Origin of the sequence: Streptomyces sp. NPDC002619 (assembly GCF_042889305.1) — a bacterium.
In the GTDB taxonomy this organism is placed as follows: Bacteria; Actinomycetota; Actinomycetes; order Streptomycetales; family Streptomycetaceae; genus Streptomyces.
On record NZ_JBIAQV010000070.1, the window covers coordinates 1 to 18,221 of the forward strand.

Sequence of the window (18,221 nt, forward strand, 5' to 3'; positions counted from 1 at the left end):
GGCGAGGCCCAGAACGACAAGAGCCGTATGACGGGAGACTGTCACGTACGGTTCCGTGGGAGCCCGGGGGTGAGAATCCCCCGGGCGACCCGACTGCTTGAACCAAGGCCGGAGGATATCTGGCCCCTTGACCATGCTTGGTGCCATTGTCTAGCGTGCCCTGAATGGCTGAGCCACTGGTCCAGCATGAGCTCTGTGGAGATGATTCGTGGCGGCAGAGAGCATCCCGCGTCAGACGGTGGTCGACCTCCTGGAGGCCAGACTGCGCGACGACATCCTCAGCGGGACCCATCCGCCGGGGTCTCTTCTGCCGCCGGAGCGGGAACTCGCGGCCGGATACGGTGTCACCCGCACAACTCTCAAGCACGCCCTGTCTCGTCTTGAGCAGGCGGGCCTGCTGAGCACGCGGCATGGCGTCGGCACGCGGGTCCGTGACTTTCTGAGGGTCGGAGGTGCCGACCTGCTGCCGATGCTGGCCTCCCAGGACAGCGGCTGGCTCGTGGAGATATTCGAAGTGCGGAGACATGTCGGCGTGCTCATTGCTCGTCGCGCCGCGATCCGTCGGACCGCGCGGCAAGCGCGGCGGCTCGCCGAGTTGCTGGAATCGGTGGGCGCAGCAGCCGACGCCGACGCCGCTCAGCTGGCTGATGCGGAAGTCCACCGCGAACTGGCTCGGTCCACCGGCAACAGGGTGTACCTGTTGCTCACCAACACGTTGTTCAACGCATACCTGCCCGTCCGGGGCGCTCTGCGGGCGCCCTTCGAGGACCCGGCCAGGGCGGCAGCCCAACTCGGCCCGTTGGTGCGGGCCGTGATCGACCGCAGGCCGCAGGACGCGGAGCGGGTAGCGGAGAGGTATTTGCGTGACACGGAGAAGGTCATGCTGGGCGCGCTCGGGCATCGAAGCTCCAAGCAGTCGGCCCGTGTCTTGTGACCGAGGCTCGGCGCCCGCGGCGGGCGAGGACCGACCAACTGCCCGTTGTTTCTTCACGGTCCTGCAAGAAGGCCGCTGACCTCCGAGCCCGGCGCGACTGTATCCCCCTCTCGAACGGTGAGCTGGGAGTGGTGTCACCGAGCCTGAGAGGTGCCATAGGAGAGGCTGATGAGAGGTCCGGCCACCACCGGGACCGGCGCAATGCCGGACAGCCCGGAGCGCTGTCGTTCCCACTGACTACACGCGGGGTCCCTGGGCGCACAGCCGGCACGCCGGGCCACCCGCTGCCCTGCGGTGCGTTCGGCCGCAGCGTACGGTGCCTGTTCGTGAACACCCGTGGGTGACGCGTTGGCCGGGGCGTTCATTGCGGTGGCCACCGGTGTCGGGCGAGCGTGGTGATCAGACGGATCGGGTGGCGGCCACGGCCAGGGCCGAGGCGGTGGCCATGATGGTCAGCTGAGGGTTCACCTCTGGGCAACTCGGCAAGGCGGAACCGTCGGCGATGAGGACACCCCGCACACCGCGCAACCACCCGTGAGGGTCCGCGGGGGCGACCTGGTCGTTCGCGCCCATGGCGACGGTACCCGTGGGGTGGAAGGCCGAGAGATGAAGCTGACGGTATGTCAGGTAGCCGAGCGCCGCTTTCAGTTCGCTGACGGAGCGAACTCCCGGCATTCCGGGGAGTCCTGTGAGAACCTCTTCGGCACCTGCCGCGAAGAGCACTTCGCCCATGGCGGCGATGGCGCGCAGCAGCGAGGATCCGTCCCTCGGGTCGAGCTCGTAGCGCAGCAGCGGATACCGGGCGCCCAGGACCTTGCCGCCGGGCCGGTCCGCGATCATTGCTCCCAGGACAGCGAGGCGCTCGGCTCCCTCCAGTTCGGCCCGGAGGTCGCGTCCGGCACCGGGCAGGACGAAGGAACCCATTCCGGGCGGTGACGCGGTGGCCTCGATGAGGATGCCGTCGTCATGCAGCTCCTCGACCGCGACGCTCTGCAACACTGTGGGGCCGTCAACGACCGCGTCGGGGAAACGGCCCGCGACGCTGGTGGCCGGATGCACGGCGAGATTCCTGCCGATCCGCGGATGCTTTCCAAGACCTGAGCGTCTGAGTAGGAGAGGGGACTGCAGGGCGCCCGCCGCGACGACGACCATGGGACTGAGGATTTCCAATCGAGAGCCGTCTGGACGCACCGCGGCGACTCCCGCGCACCGCGGACCGCCCGGGCGGTCAGGGTCGGTGAGAATACGCTCTGCTCGGGCCGAGGTGACGATCCGGGCACCTGCAGTGCACGCGTCGGGCAGAACCGACAGCTGAACGCTCTGTTTGGCGCCTGTGGGGCATCCCACGACACATTCGCACGAGCCTCGGCATCCAGGCGCGTTGCGGCGCAACGGGGCGGCTTGCCAACCCAGACGGCTCGCGCCGTCCAAGGCCAGCAGGCCACCCCGGCCGACTACGTCAAGCGGCTGCCGCGTCACACCGAGAACGCGTTCGGCGTCGTCGAGGTGGACGGCGAATGCGGCCGATTCGGCGATGTCGAGGCCGTAGGTGCTGTGCCAGCGCGCAAGCACGCGATGAGGTGTGCGATAGCAGGTGCCGGCGTTGATGACGGTGGTGCCACCCACTGCGCGTCCGGTGGGCAGCAACACAGGTGGTCGGCCCCACATCACGGTCGCCCCGCCGTCGCGGTAGAGCTCAGTGAAGCGGTCCAGCGGCACACGCCGTGCGAAGTCGGCGGTGGTGTGCCTGCGGCCCTCTTCCACGATGACGACGCGCATCCCTGCGCGGGCCAGGGTGCGCGCGGCGATCGCACCACCGGCCCCTGACCCCACGACGACCACGTCTGCCGTGGACCGGTCCGGCCACTGCGGGGAAGGCACACAGTCCAGCGGAGGGTCGACCGGTGCCGCGGGCGCCGAGCGTGTATCGGAGGCTCGATGCAGCGTGCGCTCGGTGCTCCCAGCGAGCAGGGCAGGGACCTTGAGGGCGTCCAGCAGGTGTAGCAGTGCGGGTCGTTGAGTGAGGGAGCTGAGTACCGCGTCGCGGTCGTCGACGGAGAGGCGGTCCAGTCGTGCTCCAGTGCTCAGCGCGGCATAGGCGTCGACGGCGACAGCCCCACACCTGATCCCTGCCCGGGCTGGCAACGGCAATGACGCGAGCAGGGATTCCAGCCGGTACGGAACGGCGGCGAGCCAGCGCTCGGAACCGTCGTCGGCGAGCAGTGCGGCGACCAGACCCCGCAGGCTGCGGCTCATCGCCCGCCCACTTCCGCGTGGGCAGTTCCGGCCAGTGTCCACTGGGCTTCGGAACGCCAGCCGCCCCACCACCGCTCCACGACGATGTGGGCATCGGCGCGTTCGCTGTTGCGGCACATCAGCCTGCTGCCATCGGGGTCGGTGTACTCGAGAGCCAGCGTCCGTTCCTCGGGTTGCGTGACGGTCACGCGGATGCGACGTAGGCCGGCCCGCCCGGTGACCGACCAGACCGGCAGGCCGATGCGAGTGCGGAAACGCCCGAGGCCCGCCCATCCAAAGGCGGAGCGCAGTCCGAGTCGCGGCCAGGTACGTCCGTTCTTGCGCAGCCGCAGGAACACCATGGGGGGCATCTTTCCCAGTAGGGGCCGCTTCGCCACTGCGGCGACGACCTCCAGCACGTCTCCGCCACCGAGATCGGCATGCAGCCATGCCCAGCGGCGAGCGTTGCCATGCCCGTAGATCCGCGCGGTGGCTCCCGGCGCACCACGCAACTCGAGTCGACCACCGGGATGCTCCACCGCACCCGTGAACTGGCATGTCGACGCCGGAAGCATCTGCGCGGCAGGAAGGAGTGGGCGCCGCCAGGCCCACCGCGGAAACGTGTACAGCGGCGCGCCCAGGGAGGCTTGTTCCATGTCCCAGCGGAAGCGCCCGGTCGCACCCCTCAGCCGTCCGGACCGCACCGTGGCCTCAGTGGCGCTGAACCCTTGCGGTGATGCCATCCACGGCTCCGGCCCGAACCGTGCGTACTCGACAGGCCCTTCGGGAGGGAAGACCGCAACCCAGCCGTGTGCGTACCCTGTCGCTCCGTCAGTGGGAGCCGTGAGTTCATGATGCAGCCAGACACCGGTACCGGTGACGGGATCGGTGAGGGTGGTGTACCAGACCTCGGTCCGTCCCGGCGAGCCGTCCCAGCGCGGTGTGTACGCGCTGACGCCCTCGTCACGACGGGGAAAGCGCCAGCTCGCCAGGAACGGCACGAGCCGGCTCGCGAGAGGGAACCGCAACGTGCCCTGCCCGACCTGGTGCCCGTCCTCGTAGACGCTGTACGGGAGGACCGTCACCGACCCCACCGGACGGCGCAGGGAGACCGACTTCCAGCCCAGCAGCAGGTATTTCCGGTCTCCGGCGGTGAAGCCGACACGGTAGACGATCCTCCGCCGGGCGATTGGCGAAATCTCCATCTCGCCGACGGCGCCGGGGTCGTCGACCAGACCTTGGATGCGAACCCGTCCGGACACCCGCGCGGTCGTTGTCCCAAGCGGCCTGAGGACCGACGTCGCCCGCACAGAGAGGTCCAGGCGGACCCGCCTGGTCTCCGCATCGCCGGCGAGGCGCACCGTGCCGCACATCGTCTCGACAAAGGTTGCGCTGCGTGAGCTCATCCGGCAGATCCTCCGTAAAGCGAGTGCCAAGTGGCCGAGTGGCTCGGCCACTGAACCACTGGGCTCATTCGGTGTCAACGGGGGCCTCCGGGGCCGAACGGCCCGGCGTACGGCGGCAGAGCGACGTCTCGGCCGGCCCGTGCGGCGCCGACGCCTGACCCGCGACTGCGAACCCCCGCGAGGTGGATGACTGGCTCAGTGGATGAGTCACTGCCCAACTCTTGCAGCACCGGGTCTTGGTGCTTCACTCTTGGCGAGGCCTTCCACAATGGACCGGCCTGCCACATGGGTGACGGACACTCATTTCCACGTGACGCAGGGGGAATCCAGTGTCGTATCGGCCTTTCGTCGAGGTCGGCAGTACCCGCTCCCTGCGGCGGCCGCGTGCCCAGCGGACCCGCCTGCCGGCACCGCCGCCACCCCGTGCGTACCGGCCGCCTTGGACAGCACACCCCACCTGGGCTCTGGACCCTCACCGCTGTCTGCGCCGGCCTCGGCAGATACGGGCCTCTCCTCCGCGCGCACGCGGCCCGCGGAGCTGACGGCCGTCACCGCGCGCGGGCGGCGATGAACGCCACCGGTGGCCCGAAGATCTCCGTCCTCGCGTTCCTCGCCGCCGCATCCGCACACCTGCCGCTGCCTGCTGCCATGCCCGATCGTCTGGCCCCGCAGCACGATTCCCGCGTCCGGCAGCAACCTGCCTCCCAGGCCCTCTCCAGCCCCGAGGGACGGAAACCCGCACCCCACCGTGCCTCTTGACATCGCACCACCCCGCACCCCATCGATCGAACAGGACGCCACATGGAAATCTCCAGGCGAAGAGTCCTCGCGGCAGCCGCGGCAAGTGTGGTGGCGGCAGCCATCGACGTCGGCGGACTGCGAGCCGCCGCTAGCGCCGCGACGCAGGCGCCCGCGACCACCGGTTCCGCCTTCGGCCTCACCACGTTGGACGTGACCGTGCAGCGCGGTTCGGACCTGGGCGAGGGCTACCTCGGCATCGTCGCGGCTCCCGGCGAGCCGCACATCGTCCGCCGGGACCTCGCCGACGTCGCCACTCCCCAGATCGCCCGGTCGCTGGCCGCCTTCGCTCAGATGTCGGACCTGCACATCATCGACGACCAGTCGCCGCTGCGCGTGGAGTGCCTTGACCGGCTCGCGGACTTCGGTCCCCCGCACTACAACTCCTACCCGACCGCCTCTGCCTACCGGGCCCACGAGTTCCTCTCGACGCAATCCACCGACGCCATGTGCCGGGCCCTCAGGGCGGTCGGCCGGGGACCGCGCACCAGCGCCCCGCTGGCCTTCACCGTGGTCACCGGTGATGCGGTGGACAACTGCCAGTACAACGAGACCCGCTGGTACATCAACCTGCTCGACGGCAACACCGTCCGACCTGACTCCGGCGACCTCGTCAAGGACGAGAGCGTCTCAAGCGGTATCTCCGGGCCCGACGCCAACTACTGGCACCCAGAGGCGCATCAGAACCCGCCGGACAACAACGACCTCAACGGCTTCCCCGTGCTCCCCGGTCTGCTGGCGGCCGCCCGCAGGCCATACACCGCCACCGGCCTCGGCATGCCGTGGTACGCCGCCTACGGCAACCACGACGCGATGGTGCAGGGTAATGTCCCGCCCGACGTGCTGCCCTTCGACCCGCTGAAGAGCATCGCCACCGGCTCGACCAAACTGACGCAGGTCACCGGGGTTCCGGACGTCTTCAACTACACGGACCCCTCGTACTACATCGAGTTCCTCGAGGGCATCATCACTGGCGACTTCACCTTGAAGACCGCCAAGGTAACCCCGGACCCCGGGCGCCGGCTGCTGTCGCGGCAGGAGTTCGTCTCCGAGCACTTCAACACCACCGGACTTCCGGCCGGCCACGGGTTCACCTCGGGCAGCGACAAGGCGTACTACGCGATACCGTCCGGGGCCGGCGACCTCGTCAGGTTCCTCGTCCTGGACACCACCAACGAAAGCGGAGGCGCCAACGGTGCGCTCGGCCAGGACCAGTGGAGCTGGCTCCAGACCCAGCTGAAGGCCGGCAGCTCCCGCTACGAGCTCGACGACTCCGACGGCACCAGGACCCGGACGGTCGTCACGCAGTCCGGCGTCGCGGACAAGCTGTTCGTCGTCTTCTGCCACCACACGATCGACTCGATGGACAACACCGATGACGACCACCCGTACAGCGGCGCTGCCCTGCGCGACCTGCTGCTGCGCTTCCCGAACGTGGTCCTCATGGTCGACGGCCACACCCACGCCAACAACGTCACGGCCCACCGTCCCGCCTTTCCCTCCACCCTCGGAAAGGGCTTTTGGGAGGTGAACACGGCCTCGCACATCGACTGGCCCATCCAGAGCCGCGTCCTGGAGATCGCCGAAGGCGGCGGCCTGCTGTCCATCTTCACCACCATGGTCGACGCCGATGCGCCGTTGTCGGCGGGCGGGGACACCGGCACCCCCGCGGCACTGGCCTCCCTGGCGCGGGAGCTCTCCGCCAACGACCTGCAGGAAGTGGGACGAGGCATAGACAAGCGCCGTGGTACTCCCGACGTACGCAACACTCAGCTGCTCATCCCGGCACCCTTCACCATCCCTTCCGGAGCCGGCACGCCGCTCCCCGGCGTCGGCTGGCCCCGACTCCAGCAGGGACAGACCGGTGTCCAGGTCAGAGCCCTGCAGTGCCTGCTGAACGCTCGCGGTGCGGTCCTGACCGTGGACGGCGTCTTCGGCCCCGCCACGGCCTCTGCCCTGCGATCCTTCCAAACCAGGATCGCCCTGTCGGTCGACGGCATCGCCGCTGCGCCGACCTGGCAGGCGCTCGTCGTGACGGCTCTGCAGGGCAGCACCGGTCCGGCGGTGTCGGCGACGCAGTGCCTGCTGAACGCTCGCGGTGCGGTCCTGACCGTGGACGGCGTCTTCGGCCCCGCCACGGCCTCTGCCCTGCGGTCGTTCCAGATCAGTCGCGGGCTCACGGCCGACGGCATCGTGGCCTCGCCCACCTGGCAGGCGCTCCTGGCGCCCTGACGTCGGCAGGTGCCGCAGCAATGCGGTACCGTCCGGTCCCGGCCCGCCCACGGCGGCCACCGCCGCACCAGACGGTGTCCGCCGTGGGCGAGCCCATCTCCCCGAGTCGTTCACGGGCATTCAGTCACGCCAGCCCGCGGCCGTCCGCCGCCCCAGAGCCACCGGACCGCCGTGGCTGACCCGGGCCCGCGAACGAGTGGCCCGGCACCGTACCGGTGACCGAGGCGTAGTAGGTGACAGTGACGGTCGCCGACTTGCCGGACCGGACGGTGAACTCCTGGCCGTTCTCCGTGAGCCAGGTGACATCTGCGCCCCGGGACACCAGGGGAACCCGGACGCGGTCCACACGGTCCGCCGGGTGCCGCCGTCTTAGGTGGTGACGTCGACGGAGCCAGGGCTGGACAGCGCCGAGGGCACCGGCTTCGGCTGCCCGCCAGGTACGGGTAGGAATCGGGGTACGTGCCCGTGGCGGGGGCGCCCGCCACGGGCAACACAGCGGCGATCGGCGGCACCGAGGCCCTGGTGCCGCCGAAGGCCTGTCAGCCCCGAGGTGTCGTAAGTGTGGTGGACCGCCACGCCCTGCCAGGGGTCGGCGACCGCCGGCGACAGCACCGGACGCCTTGGTCCGGCTGGACATGTCGCAGCGCCCCCGGTTCTCGGCGCAGCTCAGCCGCCCCACCGTACGACGCGATCCGCTTTGGCGAGGGCGGTGATGCGGCGCCAGTCCGTGACGCCGCTCGCCCGGCGCGATGCGCGCCCGCATGGGGAGACACCACGAGCAGGAGGCAGGCTCTGCCTGCCTCCTGCTCGCCAGGGCTCGCACGGATGCAAGCCCGGCCGGCGGTGTGGTTCGGAGTCTTTCGCGGCTCTATCGACCGGGCAGCGGGACGCCCCCCGTGATCGCCACTCCGGCCTCGGCGACGCGGGCCGCGATCCCGGCAGTGGCACGTTCAGCCAGCGCAGCGATGGTCAGTGACGGGTTGACGGTGAGCGAGGCCGGCACAGCCGAGCCGTCCGTGACGAACAGGCCGTTGAATCCCCGCAGTTCGTGCTTGTCGTTGAGGGCGCTGGTGGCCGGGTCGTCGCCGATGCGGGCGGACCCGAGCGGGTGGGCCGTGACCGAACCGGCCACGTCCTCGGTCCATGGGCGGACCCGGGACAGACCATCCCTCTCCAGTATTCCGCGGAGCGCCGTGTCTGCCCGATCCCATGCCTGGCGGGTTCGGGTGGTGGGGTGGAAGGACATCGTCCCCTGACCGAGACCTGGTGCCAGGCGGATGAAGCTTCCGGTGGGAGGAACCACCCCGAAGGTTCCTTCATTGTCGTCCTCGGTCATGGCGAGCAGGGTGAGCCAGGACTTCCAGCGGGCTCGCATCTGCCGCTTGTCAACGCCGAACCAGCTGGGCGCACTGGTCGTCTGGGCAAGGACATTGGTCAGCGGCGGAAAGTAGATCTGCTGGAGCATGAACCGGCTGTACTCCGGTGCGGACGGATCCAGGTAGTCGTACGTCGCGGAAGTGATCGGCCGGCCGATCGGCAGCCCCTGGTAGGCGGTTCCGTCGGGACGGGAGAGCCCGAGCAGCGACCGCACCTTGCTCTCGTCGACATCGGCGACGCTGACGTGGTCGCCGTTGCCGGAGAAATAGCGCCCGACCGCGTCCGGGATACCGCCGAGCAGCAGGGAGGACCGCTGGAGGATCACCGGCGTGCCCACCGCACCCGCTGCCAGCACCACGACCTTGGCGTTGATGATCCCCACGTTCGTGGTGCACGTGTAGTCATCGGGGTCGAGGACGGTGTAGGTGACCGCGTAGCGGTAGCTGGACTCCAGCGAGGGCGTGATCAACTGCACCTCGTGGAGCGGCCGGATGACCGCACCGTGGGCTTCGGCTGCGGGCAGATAGTTGAGCAGCATGGAGCGCTTGGCGTCGAACTTGCAGCCCGACAGCATCCAGTTGCAGTTGGTGCAGGCCGCGGTGTCCACCGCCACCGGAACAGGATTGCAGGTGTGCCCGGCCCGCTGGCAGGCGGCCGCCAGCACCCCGCCCGCGTAGGAGACGTCCGACCAGCCGGTGCGGGCGACCGGCAGCGCCTGCTCCACCCGGTCGTACCAGGGGTCGAGCGTGGCACGGCTGATGGACGCCGGCCACATCCGCCGCTCGATGCTGCCGCGGCGCTCGAAGGCGTACGACGGTGCCCGTAGCGAGGCGGCGAAGTAGACGACGCTGCTGCCGCCCACGCAGTTGCCCGCCACCACCGACACGCCGTCGCCGCGGATCACATCGACGATCTTGTTGAAGGTGCCCAGGCGCATGGAGTGGCTGAACTCCGCCGCACCCCAACGCGGCCCGCGTTCGAGGATGGTGACGCGTGCTCCGCCTGCGGCCATGTAGTACGCGGGGATGGCCCCGCCGAAGCCGCTGCCGATCACCAGGACGTCCGTGGTCTCGGTCATGCGGGACTCCCCGAGGGAGTCGTGGCCGGGTGAAGTGCCGCGAGCGGGCGGCCGTAGGAGAAGTTCGCGAACCGCCACAGGCCGTCCGGGTCCGGCGTGGGGAAGTGCAGCCAGGCCAGTCCCGGGTGGCCCCGGGTCAGGGCGGGGCCCGTGTCGAACTGCCCGGCGGTGTCGAAGGCGATACCGACCATCAGGCTCAGCACCTGCCAGACCGGCTGGTCGATGTCGTCCGAGCCGAACAGGCCGCTGACCAGGTTGGTCCGGTGCGAGAAGGAGAGATCGACGAAGGGCGGCCGGCTGGGCGACAGCCAGATCAGCCGGACCGCCGCGTAGGCGACGGCACGGGCGTCGAGCAGGGCCGCAATCGCCGGCAGTAGCGGGGCCAGCGGCAGCTGGGGCGAGTTCATGACGTCGATGACGCCCGCCTGGACGGCGCCTGGCCCGGTGACTGCTCCGGCGCACACCCGATCACCCGAGAACCGGATCTCACCGGGGACGAGGGTGTCCGCAAAGGCCCCCAGGGTCTGTGTCGTCCAGTCCTCGGAGACATCCGCCGCGGCGGATGCCGGGGCGGCGGTGAGCCCCCCAGTGGCCAACATGGCAACCGATACGGTGAGCGCCTTCAGGATCGCTCGTCGGTCGAGGGTAGACATGGCCGGTCACCCGATCAGTGCGCAGCCGAGGTCGATTGGAAGCGTCACGGTCAAACCCGTCTCGCCGGCCTCCTGACCATAGTCGGACAGCGCGTCGGCCAGGTCGTTGAAGTTCGCCGAGCGCAGGACGGCGACGGCGTCGCCGATGCCCACCGTCCGGCCGTTGACGCTGAAGTGGCTGAGGCGGGCACCGGCCCGTTGGTCGGTCTTGTCCCACCAGTACTGACCGTCCCAGGCCACATACGGTACGGCGCCGTTGGTGGCCTGCACGCTCCAGTGGTCCTTCTGGTAGTAGCGGCAGGTCAGCATGGTGATGGCGAAGCGGGAGGGCTCGGCGACCAGGAAGCGCAGGGCTCCACCGTCGTCGAAGGTGATGTCGCGCTTGCTGTACTCCACGCACAGCGGGTTCACGAACATCAGCCAGAACGGCGGCTGCTCACCCTCGCCGAAGTTGTGCCAGGTGCACGTGGCGGCGAAGTCGGGCTCGGCGAAGGGCCCGACCGGCGGCACGGCGGAGGACGCCTGGACCGCAGAGGTGGTCACGGTTCGGGCCGCGCTGTCGGCAGCGGCCGATTCGGCGGGTGCGGCGGATGCGTTTGTGCTCGGCAACAGCGCGGCGCACACCCCGAGGACCAGCGCGAAGCCGGCCGCGGTGGTGCGCAGATGGAGAAGGGACACAGGACCTCCCGGAAGCGGAACAGGGTGGTGTCGCTCAGGAAAGGCCGCCGCCGTAGCACCGATGGCGGGGAACCGGCACACCGAGGATGGGGCACACCTACCGCGCAGTACAAGAGGTGGTCGGGTGACTGAGCCACTTCCTGCGCAAATTTCGGTTCCCGAACCGGGAGTGTCATGAAACTGTCTCTTACACAAGAATTTGGTAGCCGATGATCGCTCCAACCTGCCTGTGGTGTCAGCTGGTTGACGGTCCCGGGCTGGCTGTGTGTGGTGTCGTGGTGGGGGGCCTGGTGGAGGACCCGTTGCCACCAACGGCTGAACCTCGCGGCATAAAACGGAAGTGTCGGGACCTGCGGGGTCACTTCATCGCAGGCCTCACCCTGGCACTCGAACTGCACGCCGTCGGCGTACCGTGCCAGGTGTACGAGGCGGTCGCCGAACTGGGTGCCGTGGGAGTGGGCATCAACATCCTGCCGCACGCCACCCGGCGTCTGGCCTGGCTGGGCCTCGAGGGCGATCCGGCCGCAGTGGCGGTGACGACCCGGAAATCCATGTTCTTCAACCGGTTCGGCCAGCACATCTACACCGAACCCGTCGGACGCGACGCCGGATACGACTGGCCCCAGTTCTCCATCCACCGGGGTGACCTCCAGCAGGTGCGGTTCCGGATCAAGGTTCGGCCGAGGAGTTCGGTCCTGCACGAGCGGATCCAGCGCTCCATGATCGCGTTCATGCGGGGCATCCTCACCCCGGGCCGCGCGACCTCGATGCCTTCGTCCGCCAGCGCTGGGTAGCGGACGTTGCGGTCCCGGATCAGGTACTTGATCTTCGCCCCGCTGTCCTGGACGTCCATGGCAAGATTCCTTGCGACCTGGGTGACCCATGCCGCAATCGGATGTGCCGCGGCGTCGAGGATCCTCACGCGGCGGGTGGCGTGCTCGATCATCGCCAGCACGGTGAGGGTCTTGGCCTCGAAGCAGTCTGCGGTCAGGATGGTTTCGGCCTGGGAGCGGAGGAAGGCGGCCCAGGTGGTGTGCCCGCGTTCGGGGGCGGGTGGGATGCCGTGTTCCTTGAGGATGCTCCACACGGTGGAGGCGGCCACTTTGATGCCGAGCGCGGCGAGTTCGCCGTGCACGCGCCGGTAGCCCCACTCGGGATTCTCTTGTACGAGTCGTAGTACCAGGGCGCGGAGGGAGCGGACGGTGCGGGGTCGTCCCGGGTGCTTGGGCGGGAAGCCTTGGCGTGTCGGCGGCGCAGGAGGTCGCGGTGCCGGCGCAGCACGGTGTCGGGGGAGACGATCAGGTGGAGCTTGCGGAGCTGGACGCGGGGGAGGCGATGCAGCAGCGCGGCGAGCAGCACCCGGTCGGGCCAGGTCAGTTGTGGCTTGTCCACCTGTCGCTGCCGCACGGCGATTTGGTGGCGAAGGGCGAGGATCTCCAGATCTCTCGCCCGATCACCCATCGGCAACAGGCGTATGAAGCTGAAGGCGGTCGACAGGGCGAGGTATGGCAGGGTGCCGCCGGCGCGCAAAAGATCGACGCGCCGGCGGCACCCTGCTGACCCCGGATCAGGGCCGTGAACAGCACGGATGCAATATCCGGCACGTACAACCCTCGCCGGTCGTGAGCAGGTTAAGGGTGAGGTAGCGGAAGCAGTCGTATGACGGATCGCAGCGGGGAGCCGCGACTCTAGCGTTCATGGCGAACGCCACGGCCTCGGGTGAGGTCGGGCACCGCACCATGCATTCCCGCTTCGTGTCAGGAACGAGGCGACACCCTCGTATGTGGAAGGTCTCCATGCTCAGTTCGCCCAACGCACTCCTCTGGCGCGGTCTGCTGGCCGTCGTCATCGGCATGGTCTCCGTCGCATGGCCTGGCATCACTGTCGGCGCCTTGGTCATCCTCTTTGCCGTCTACGCGTTCATGAGTGCGGTGACGGACGGTGCCCGTGCTTTCGCCAGCGACAGGGTGGGGCCCGTCTTCGGCTGGCTGCTGCTCGCCCTGCTCTCGTTGGCGGCCGGCGTGGTCGCGCTGGCCTGGCCGGGCATCACGGCCCTCGCGCTCACGATCTGGGTCGCCGCGTGGGCACTGGCGACCGGTGTCATGGAGATCGTCCTGGCGTTCCAGCGCGGCGAGACCGCCGGAGAGCGGGCCTTGTTCCTGCTGACCGGCCTGGTGTCGATCGCGCTCGCGTTCGTGCTGTTCGTCCGTCCGGACATCGGCGCGGTCTCACTCGCCACCGTCTTCGGGCTGTTCAGCATCGTCTACGGCATCTCAGCGGTCTTCGCCTCGTTCGAGGAGCGGCGTGGCCGGACGAACGCGAGCCGGCCCGAGCCGGTCAGCGCCTGAGCTTCTCTTCCCGGCATCCCGTGTCCGACTTCCAGGAGCAGTGACCAGCAATGAATGCACACAAACCCGTCCATCGCGTGGCGATCGTCGGGACCGGCACGATCGGTGCGAGCTGGGCGACGCATTATCTCGCCCGAGGCTTCGACGTGACGGCGACCGATCCCGGCCCGAACGCGGAGGCGGCTCTGCGGTCGTACGTGGAGGCGGCATGGGACGAGGCGGCCTCGATCGGGCTCGCGCCCGATGCCTCGCCCGATCGCCTGAGTTTCACCGCGGACCTGCGGAAGGCCGTGGCGGACGCCGACTTCGTACAGGAGAACGCGCCGGAGCGCCCGGAGCTGAAGGTCCGGCTGTTCGCCGACATCGACAACGCCACGCCGCCGGACGCGATCATCGCGTCGAGTTCGTCGACCATCACGATGAGCGTCATCCAGGCCCAGTGCCGGCGTCCGGAGCGGACCGTCATCGGTCATCCCTTCAACCCCCCGCACATCGTCCCGCTGGTCGAGGTCGTCGGAGGAACGAAGACCGCCCCGGAGACGATTCGGGACGCCATGTCGTTCTACGCCGCGATCGGCAAGAAGCCGATCCACCTCATGAAGGAGCTTCCCGGGCACGTCGCCAACCGCATCCAGGCCGCGCTGTACCGCGAGGTCGTGTACCTGGTCCAAGAGGGGGTGCTCGACGTGGCGGACTCCGACGACGCGGTGTCCTGGGGGCCGGGGCTCAGGTGGGGCGTCATGGGCCCCCATCTGCTGTGGCATCTCGGCGGAGGAGAGGGCGGCATCGAGCACTTCATGGACACCCTCATGCCGGTGATGGTCGACACCTGGCAGAAGCTGGGCACCCCCGAGTTCACGCCTGAGCTCAGGGAGAAGATCGTGGCCGGCGTTCTGCAGGAGGCCGATGGTCACTCGGTCGACGAACTGAGTGACCGGCGCGACGCCATGCTCTCGGCCCTGCTGGCCGTGCGCGCCCAGCACGACCCGTCCGGTCCGAGTGCCGCCGCCGGTCGTCCGGCGAAGGAGGAACTGTGACGCGGCGCCAGGAAAGACTGTTCGTGCTCGAGGCCAGCAGTGGCGGTCGACTGTTCTCCGTGAACACCGACGGCACCGAAAAGAAGGTCCTCGTCACCGGGTGCCGGATTCCCGACGGGGTCGCTGTCGATGTCGTGGCAGGGCACATCTACTGGACGAACATGGGCATTCCGTCGGAGAACGACGGCTCGATCGAACGCGTTGACCTGGACGGAGGCAACCGGACGACGATCGTCCCCAGCGGGGCCACGTACACGCCGAAGCAGCTCCACTTCGAGGCCACCGGCCGGAAGCTGTATTGGGGTGATCGCGAGGGCATGCGCGTGATGCGCTGCGACCTCGACGGCTCGAACGTCGAGACCCTCGTGCAGACGGGACAGGGGGAGAACGACCGCCGCGACGAGACCAAGTGGTGCGTGGGAGTCACCGTCGACCCTGTCGGCGGACACCTCTACTGGACACAGAAGGGCCCGAGCGACGCGGGACTCGGGAAGATCCTGCGGACCGGAATCGACCTGCCCGCCGGGGAGAGCGCGGCCGAACGCGGCGACATCGAGGTGCTGTTCGAGGGGCTGCCGGAGCCGATCGACCTGGAACTCGACCTCGCGGAGCGCGTGCTGTACTGGACGGATCGCGGGGACCCGCCGCGGGGCAACACCGTGAACCGCTCGCCGATGGACCCGCCCGCCGGGCAGCGGACGCCCGAGATCCTGTTGACCCACCTGATGGAAGGCATCGGCATCGCCCTCGATACGGACGGCGGCCGCATGTACGTGACCGACCTGGCCGGGAACGTCTACGCGACCGATCTCGACGGATCGAACCGGAGGGAGATCCTCATCCTGCAGGGCAACCTCACCGGCATCGCCCGTGCCGTGCTGCCGGCCGGAACGAGGGTCTAGCCCGTTGGGCCGGGGGAGTCCACCCGTGTGACCGGGACTCCTCCGGCCGCCCGGCGCCCGGGCTAGGGGCCGTCGGCTCGGACCGGGCGTCTGTTGAAGCGCGGGCACGCGATTCAGCGAGGAACCGTGTTGAACACTGGGGAGAGCACCTGTGACGAAGAATCTTGCGCAAGACATTCGGCGGAGCATCGGCAATCCGCTGGAAACGGTCGATTTCGACTACTCCGCGACCTTGAACGAGGTCCTGAGTGACGTTGATCTGAGCAGTGCCGACGCAGGTGGCGCGCTGCGCTTTTACGGTGGCGATCCACTGGTGCCCAGCAGGTTTCGGTTTGCGGCCGCCGCTGCCGTGGCTCTCGCCGCGAAGGGAGTAGCGGCATCGGCCATCTGGCGCGATCGAGGAGGAGCGGATCAGGACATTTCAATTGATGCACGGAAGGCATTCCAGCGCTTTTCTGGCTTCTTTGAAGGAAAGTGGGAGCAGGTCAATGGCCGCCCGCCGGCGCTCAAGTGGAACAAGCACAATCCGTTCATGGAGATTCCATTTTTCCGATCGACGAACGATGCGCGCCATGTCATTGCGCTGAACATATATCCGGGGCTGCACGCCAAGGCCCTGACGTTGCTTGAATGTGCCGATGACAGTAAGTTTATTAATGCTGCGATTGCACGGTGGAATGCTCTTGAACTAGAGCAGGCCGCCGCCGAAGCTGGAATCGTGATCGCGAAGGTGCGATCGACCGATGAATTCCTCGATGAGCGGCAATTCAAGGAGGTTCTGGCTGACATGCCGCTCATCTCGGTCGAGAAGATCGGGGAGAGCGAGCCTCGGCCGCTCAGCCTCAGTGCCGGCGCGCAGTCGCCGCTCGAGGGGATCCGCGCGCTGGGCATGGGGCACGTGATCGCGGGCGCTGGACTCGGCCGCGACCTCGCGTCCTTCGGTGCCGACGTCCTCAACATCTGGCGTCCGGACGACTCCGAGATCGAGCCGTTCTACTGGGACACAAGTGTCGGCATGCGCTCCACCTACCTCGGTGAATCGTCCGAAGATCGCAGTAAGTTCGACGAGCTGCTGCAGGGAGCCGACGTCTTCTTCTCCAATCGCCACCCGGGTTACCTCGAGCGCAACCGGTGGACAGCTGAGGAGCTCTGCGCCAATAACCCTGGGCTGATTCATGCCCAGGTCGTGCTGCACGGTGCGTCCGGCCCTTGGGCGATGCGCCCGGGATTCGACGAAGTCGGCGCTGCCGTGACGGGAATCTTTACAGCTGAAGGCACGCTCGCGGACCCGAAGCAGCCGCCGATCGTTCCGATCGTGGACAACATCGTGGGTTGGTTGGGCACGGTCGGTGTGATGTCCGCCCTTCGTCGTCGCGCCACGGAAGGTGGCTCGTATCGAGTGCGCGTCTCTCTCACCCGCACCTGCCTCTGGCTCATCTCATTGGGGATCTTCGATAAGGAATTCGCCAAGGCGACGGCGGGTCGTGCCGATGAGCATAAGATTATCGCTCCCGATTTGTTCACGGCCGAGACACCTGTCGGAACGTATCAGGGTATGACCGATCAGATCCAGTTCTCATCACTTCGGCAGGGTTTCAAGACCGTGCTTGTTCCGATGGGTGCGAACAAGCCGGAGTGGTTGGCCGACAGAGCTTCGGTGTAGTCGCGTGGCATCCGCTTCGTACGGGTGTAGGGTTCCAAAAGTCCCGCACATGCGCTGAGATCAGGTCATCACGACGAAGCGTTCGGTGCGGCCGAGGGCCTGGTTCCACAGTGAGCGAGACGGCGGCCTCCGTGGTCGAGGCTGGCCGCGAGGGAGCGTGGCGCAGGTGGCGCTCGTTCCAGATGAGGGTGCGGTCCGGGAGTTCGTGGCGGCAGGTCTGGACCCAGCGCTCCATGATGGCGTTCGTGCGCGGCATCCGGGCACCGGTGAGCACGACCTGGATGCCGGCGTCGCCCCGGCGCAGCCGCCATTCCTGGCCGTAGGCGGCATCCGCGGTCACCCAGGCGATGGGCAGCGGAGAGGCGATCGCCCGCAGCACCATGGCCTTGGCCAGGTCGGGCTTGGTGGCGAAGGCTCGCTCGTCCGGGATGTGGGCGGCGCGGCAGCGTACGCGGTCGTCGGTCCAGGACTTGGGCAGAGACAACTCACCGTCCATCAGGGCGCGTCCTTGCGTGGTGGCGTAGGCGGCGAACAGTCGGGTAGGGCCGCCGCATTGCTGCGGCGGTCCCCCTCAGAACCGGCCGTGCGGGCTTTCCCCGCAGCTCGGCTCAAGCAAGCCCCGAAGGCTCACAGATGTAGTCCTGCATCCGCCGGCGTGGCTCCACCCGAGCGAAGCGGGCTTCGGCCCGCAGAAAGAGTTCTTCGAGTTCCAGGTCCCAGGCGTTCGTCGATATGTCGTGGATCACGACAACTGACTGCTCGGGACGTTGTCATTACATGCGGCGTGGGGGGGCCGAGGGGGGGGGGGGCGGGGGGGGGCGCGCCCCCCCCCCGGGGGGGCCCCGCCCCACCCCCCCCCCCCGCCCGGGGGCCCACGACA

13 protein-coding genes and 2 pseudogenes are annotated in these 18,221 nt (G+C 68.5%); 7 read left to right on the top strand and 8 right to left on the bottom strand.

The genetic code is table 11. The features are described from left to right. Window positions 1-208 precede the first annotated feature (208 nt). The gene (locus ACFYXB_RS42150) at window positions 209-934 is read left to right on the top strand and encodes a FadR/GntR family transcriptional regulator (RefSeq protein ID WP_389590503.1); all 726 of its coding nucleotides are present in this window, start codon (window positions 209-211) and stop codon (window positions 932-934) included. Between the two features lie 399 nt (window positions 935-1,333). On the opposite strand, the gene ACFYXB_RS42155 is transcribed toward ACFYXB_RS42150, so the two are convergent. Both ACFYXB_RS42155 and ACFYXB_RS42160 read right to left on the bottom strand, forming a co-directional pair. Next, window positions 1,334-3,190: a GMC family oxidoreductase N-terminal domain-containing protein gene (locus ACFYXB_RS42155; protein ID WP_389590505.1), complete on the bottom strand. Its 1,857-nt coding sequence runs from the start codon at window positions 3,188-3,190 to the stop codon at window positions 1,334-1,336. Then, complete coding sequence (locus tag ACFYXB_RS42160; RefSeq protein WP_389590507.1) at window positions 3,187-4,575, bottom strand: hypothetical protein; 1,389 nt, start codon at window positions 4,573-4,575, stop codon at window positions 3,187-3,189. Before ACFYXB_RS42160 ends, ACFYXB_RS42155 begins: the two co-directional genes overlap by 4 nt. 801 nt (window positions 4,576-5,376) lie before the next feature. Between ACFYXB_RS42160 and ACFYXB_RS42165 the strand changes: the two genes are divergently transcribed. Further along, on the top strand, window positions 5,377-7,605 hold the full coding sequence (locus tag ACFYXB_RS42165) for a TIGR03767 family metallophosphoesterase (protein WP_389590508.1): 2,229 nt from the start codon (window positions 5,377-5,379) through the stop codon (window positions 7,603-7,605). 124 nt (window positions 7,606-7,729) lie between these two features. On the opposite strand, the gene ACFYXB_RS42170 is transcribed toward ACFYXB_RS42165, so the two are convergent. From ACFYXB_RS42170 to ACFYXB_RS42190, 5 genes and pseudogenes are all read right to left on the bottom strand, one after another. After that, complete coding sequence (locus ACFYXB_RS42170) at window positions 7,730-7,927, bottom strand: hypothetical protein (RefSeq protein WP_389590510.1); 198 nt, start codon at window positions 7,925-7,927, stop codon at window positions 7,730-7,732. Between the two features lie 546 nt (window positions 7,928-8,473). Further along, entirely contained in the window at window positions 8,474-10,060 is a 1,587-nt protein-coding gene (locus tag ACFYXB_RS42175; protein ID WP_389590512.1) for a GMC family oxidoreductase N-terminal domain-containing protein, read from the bottom strand. Then, window positions 10,057-10,713 (bottom strand): DUF5987 family protein, encoded by a 657-nt coding sequence (locus tag ACFYXB_RS42180; RefSeq protein WP_351362397.1) that lies wholly within the window; start codon window positions 10,711-10,713, stop codon window positions 10,057-10,059. Before ACFYXB_RS42180 ends, ACFYXB_RS42175 begins: the two co-directional genes overlap by 4 nt. Before the next feature lie 6 nt (window positions 10,714-10,719). Beyond that, window positions 10,720-11,391, bottom strand: coding sequence for a hypothetical protein (locus tag ACFYXB_RS42185; RefSeq protein ID WP_389590513.1), 672 nt, complete (start codon window positions 11,389-11,391; stop codon window positions 10,720-10,722). 580 nt (window positions 11,392-11,971) lie between these two features. Further along, window positions 11,972-12,750: pseudogene (locus tag ACFYXB_RS42190) on the bottom strand (integrase). Between ACFYXB_RS42190 and ACFYXB_RS42195 the strand changes: the two are divergent. From ACFYXB_RS42195 to ACFYXB_RS42215, 5 genes are all read left to right on the top strand, one after another. Further along, window positions 12,634-12,951, top strand: coding sequence for a hypothetical protein (locus tag ACFYXB_RS42195; RefSeq protein WP_389590526.1), 318 nt, complete (start codon window positions 12,634-12,636; stop codon window positions 12,949-12,951). The pseudogene ACFYXB_RS42190 and the gene ACFYXB_RS42195 sit on opposite strands and share 117 nt — an antisense overlap. A gap of 236 nt (window positions 12,952-13,187) precedes the next feature. After that, a complete protein-coding gene (locus ACFYXB_RS42200; protein ID WP_389590514.1) occupies window positions 13,188-13,739 on the top strand; it encodes an HdeD family acid-resistance protein in 552 nt (183 codons plus the stop codon). Between the two features lie 50 nt (window positions 13,740-13,789). Further along, a complete protein-coding gene (locus tag ACFYXB_RS42205; RefSeq protein ID WP_389590515.1) occupies window positions 13,790-14,776 on the top strand; it encodes a 3-hydroxyacyl-CoA dehydrogenase NAD-binding domain-containing protein in 987 nt (328 codons plus the stop codon). Then, complete coding sequence (locus ACFYXB_RS42210; RefSeq protein WP_389590516.1) at window positions 14,773-15,678, top strand: 3-hydroxyacyl-CoA dehydrogenase; 906 nt, start codon at window positions 14,773-14,775, stop codon at window positions 15,676-15,678. Before ACFYXB_RS42205 ends, ACFYXB_RS42210 begins: the two co-directional genes overlap by 4 nt. A gap of 151 nt (window positions 15,679-15,829) precedes the next feature. Then, on the top strand, window positions 15,830-17,341 hold the full coding sequence (locus tag ACFYXB_RS42215) for a CoA transferase (protein ID WP_389590518.1): 1,512 nt from the start codon (window positions 15,830-15,832) through the stop codon (window positions 17,339-17,341). Between the two features lie 238 nt (window positions 17,342-17,579). Here ACFYXB_RS42215 and ACFYXB_RS42220 read toward each other — a convergent pair. Further along, window positions 17,580-17,876, bottom strand: a pseudogene (locus ACFYXB_RS42220) (transposase); the annotation flags it as partial. Window positions 17,877-18,221: the final 345 nt, after the last annotated feature.